This is a genomic window from Pseudomonas fluorescens (assembly GCF_000968015.1).
GTDB classification, from domain to species: Bacteria; Pseudomonadota; Gammaproteobacteria; order Pseudomonadales; family Pseudomonadaceae; genus Aquipseudomonas; species Aquipseudomonas fluorescens_W.
In genome coordinates this window covers 1-3,741 of sequence record NZ_LACH01000099.1, presented here as the reverse complement: position 1 = coordinate 3,741, position 3,741 = coordinate 1, and the positions used below count along the sequence as shown (strand labels likewise).

Annotated in this window: 4 protein-coding genes; 2 read left to right on the top strand and 2 right to left on the bottom strand. The window is 58.3% G+C overall.

From position 1 onward, the window contains the following. Positions 1-83: 83 nt before the first annotated feature. Complete coding sequence (gene mscL / locus VD17_RS30415; protein WP_046048765.1) at positions 84-497, bottom strand: large-conductance mechanosensitive channel protein MscL; 414 nt, start codon at positions 495-497, stop codon at positions 84-86. 560 nt (positions 498-1,057) lie between these two features. Between mscL and radA the strand changes: the two genes are divergently transcribed. Beyond that, entirely contained in the window at positions 1,058-2,425 is a 1,368-nt protein-coding gene (gene radA / locus VD17_RS30410) for a DNA repair protein RadA (protein ID WP_046057062.1), read from the top strand. A gap of 133 nt (positions 2,426-2,558) precedes the next feature. On the opposite strand, the gene VD17_RS30405 is transcribed toward radA, so the two are convergent. After that, positions 2,559-2,927 carry a PilZ domain-containing protein gene (locus VD17_RS30405; RefSeq protein ID WP_046057061.1) on the bottom strand — a complete coding sequence of 123 codons (369 nt, stop codon included), beginning with the start codon at positions 2,925-2,927 and terminating at the stop codon, positions 2,559-2,561. A gap of 158 nt (positions 2,928-3,085) precedes the next feature. Between VD17_RS30405 and VD17_RS30400 the strand changes: the two genes are divergently transcribed. Then, positions 3,086-3,741: carbon starvation CstA family protein (locus VD17_RS30400; protein WP_046057060.1), on the top strand; the 656-nt coding region annotated here is incomplete at its 3' end.

The window sequence follows — 3,741 nt, the reverse complement described above, 5'->3', positions numbered from 1 at the left end:
CCCGGTGCGGACCCGCATGCCGGGTGGTGTGGCACGGGAGCGGCCTGTGAAGGCCGCCCCCTATGCCGATTTGACTAACGCATTCAGGGCCGATTGTTCTGAGCCTTGAGCAGATCGCGGATCTCTTCCAGCAGCTCTTCTTCCTTGGTCGGAACCGGCGGCAACGTTGGCGCAACGGCCTCTTCGCGTTTCAGGCGGTTGATGGCTTTGACGCCCATGAAGATCGCGAAGGCGACGATGATGAAGTCAATCAGGCTCTGGATGAATTTGCCGTACGCCAGCACTACCGCGGGGATATTGCCGTTGGCTGCCTTGAGCGTGACGGCCAGGTCACTGAAGTCCACCCCCCCGATCAGCAGGCCAATGGGTGGCATCACCACGTCGCCGACAAACGATGAAACGATCTTGCCGAAGGCGGCGCCGATGATGATACCGACGGCCATGTCGACCACGTTACCTTTGACCGCGAAGGCCTTGAACTCACTTATCACGCCCATAGGTTATTTCCTTGTTACAGATGAGGTTGGTGAATGCAGTGTAAATCAGCAGGATGCATCCTGCTCGAAACAACTGCTTACAGAGCTTGCCGGCTACCGACCTTCTCAGCGGTAAAAAGTCTGAAATGACCATCACCCCGCTCGGGGTAGCCGCTTTGGACTAAGGCCTCCGCCCGCACTGGATTGATGCAAGGCAATGTGCGGTGCATGAAGTTTTTATATGATTGGTTTGCAGGGTATAAAGCTCGTGCCTCAAACAAATTACCTGCGCTAAGTTTTGGATGGCCATTATATTGCCATTGGGCTGGCTTAATAGTTGGGTTGTACGTTCGGGTTTTAAATGGCTAAGACTTGTACAGGTTTCGATTTTTGTTTCATTGGGCAAGGCTGGTATTTGGTTGGATATGTCGGGGTGGGAAGTTGTACAAGTTTTTATGAATGGTAATGCGGTGAATATATTCCTGAGGCTGAACAAGTTACTACGGAAGATCCGCTGGGTAACTTCGCCGCGCTGATCCGCACCAGCTGAGCTATCATCGCGGTTTTTGCCGGGAGTTCAGATGGCCAAGGCCAAGCGCATGTACGGCTGCACCGAGTGCGGCTCAACCTTCCCCAAGTGGGCTGGCCAGTGCGGTGAGTGCGGGGCCTGGAACACCCTGACCGAAACCATGGTGGAGAGCGGGGGGGCCGCAGCCCCCAGCGGTCGCACCGGCTGGACCGGTCAACAGGCACAGATCAAGACCCTGGCCGAAGTCAGCGTCGAAGAGATTCCGCGCTTTTCCACAGCGTCCAGCGAGCTGGATCGGGTGTTGGGTGGCGGCCTGGTGGATGGTTCGGTGGTGCTGATCGGCGGTGATCCGGGCATCGGCAAATCGACCATTCTGCTGCAAACCTTGTGCAACCTCGCGAAAGTCATGCCGGCGCTGTACGTCACCGGCGAAGAATCCCAGCAGCAAGTGGCCATGCGCGCCCGCCGTCTCGGTTTGCCTCAGGATCAACTGCGGGTGATGACCGAAACCTGCATCGAGACCATCATCGCCACCGCCCGGCAGGAAAAACCCAAGGTGATGGTGATCGACTCGATCCAGACGATCTTCACCGAGCAACTGCAATCGGCACCGGGCGGTGTGTCCCAGGTCAGGGAAAGCGCGGCGTTGCTGGTGCGCTATGCCAAGCAAAGCGGCACGGCCATTTTCCTGGTCGGTCACGTGACGAAAGAAGGTGCATTGGCCGGGCCGCGAGTGCTGGAGCATATGGTCGACACGGTGCTGTATTTCGAAGGCGAATCCGATGGGCGCTTGCGTTTGCTGCGGGCGGTGAAAAACCGTTTCGGCGCCGTCAACGAACTGGGCGTATTCGGTATGACCGACAAGGGGCTGAAAGAAGTCTCCAATCCTTCGGCGATTTTTCTCACCCGCGCGCAGGAAGAAGTGCCGGGCAGTGTGGTTATGGCAACGTGGGAAGGGACGCGGCCGATGCTGGTGGAAGTCCAGGCGCTGGTGGACGACAGTCACTTGGCCAATCCACGTCGGGTCACGCTGGGGCTGGATCAGAATCGACTGGCGATGTTGCTGGCGGTGCTGCACCGCCACGGCGGCATTCCGACCCACGATCAGGATGTGTTTCTCAACGTAGTTGGCGGGGTGAAGGTGCTGGAAACAGCCTCCGATCTGGCGCTGATGGCGGCGGTCATGTCCAGTTTGCGCAACCGGCCACTGCCCCACGATCTGCTGGTGTTCGGCGAAGTCGGGCTTTCCGGCGAAGTACGCCCGGTGCCGAGCGGCCAGGAACGCTTGAAAGAAGCCGCCAAACACGGCTTCAAGCGCGCCATCGTGCCCAAGGGCAATGCGCCTAAAGAAGCGCCGCCGGGGTTGCAGATTATTGGCGTAACGCGTCTGGAACAGGCGCTGGACGCGCTGTTCGAGTAGTTCTCACGGCTGGTCACAATCCATGTGGGAGCGAGCTTGCTCGCGATAGCGGACTATCAGTCAACATCATTGTTGAATGTTAAACCGCTATCGCGAGCAGGCTCGCTCCCACATTTGAATGGGGGATTGGCCTTCAGACTTCGATCAGTGCACCCAACTCCCGTTCGAGCTCCTGCGAGTCGCCAAGGTTGAGTTCAACCAACCGCCGCAGGCGTTCGATGGATTCCAGGCTGATGTGTTTGCAGACGAACCCAAGCTGACCATCATCATCGTGGGTCAGTTGCACATCCATCTTGATCGCGACGTCCTCGTTGAGATGAATATCGACCAGGAAATGCCACTCCGGATTCCCGTGCCACGGTTCGGGCTTTTCGATCAGCACGCCCTTCAGTGACAGGTCGATCAACTTCACCGGCCAGACGAATTCACCTTGGCTCAGCTCGGTTCGGGCATCGAACGCAATACGTTTGAAGCGGCGGCGATCGGTAGGGTGCTCGCTCATGGCGCAATCCTCGTAAATGTTCGCTGACTATAGACCCGCATTGTCAAAGGCTGCCAGCAAAGTGATGGCTCAACCCATGTCGGGGGATGGCCTTTGCGGCCGTTAGCGCTAAACTCGGGATGGCTGTCTTTCTTGTCCACTCTGGCTGGAATCATAAAATGAAAAATAATAATAGCCCGCTACGCCACCTACCCTGGCTGCTGCTGGCAATCGTAGGGGCGTGCGCCCTCGGTGTAGTGGCATTGCGCCGAGGCGAGGCGATCAATGCCTTGTGGATTGTGGTCGCGGCCGTGGCCATCTATCTGGTTGCGTATCGTTACTACAGTCTGTTCATCGCTAACAACGTGATGCAACTCGACCCGCGACGGGCCACCCCCGCCGTGCTCAACAATGATGGTCTGGACTACGTGCCGACCAACAAACACATCCTCTTCGGTCACCACTTCGCCGCCATTGCTGGCGCGGGGCCGCTGGTCGGTCCGGTCCTGGCGGCGCAGATGGGTTACCTGCCCGGTACGCTGTGGCTGATTGCCGGCGTGGTGCTGGCGGGTGCCGTTCAGGACTTCATGGTCCTGTTCATGTCCACTCGCCGCAACGGCCGTTCCCTGGGCGACATGGTCCGTGAGGAAATGGGCCGTATCCCCGGCACCATCGCGCTGTTTGGCTGCTTCCTGATCATGATCATCATCCTCGCGGTGCTGGCGCTGATCGTCGTGAAAGCCCTGGCCGAAAGCCCGTGGGGGATTTTCACGGTGATGGCGACCATCCCGATCGCGATGTTCATGGGCATTTACATGCGCTACATCCGCCCGGG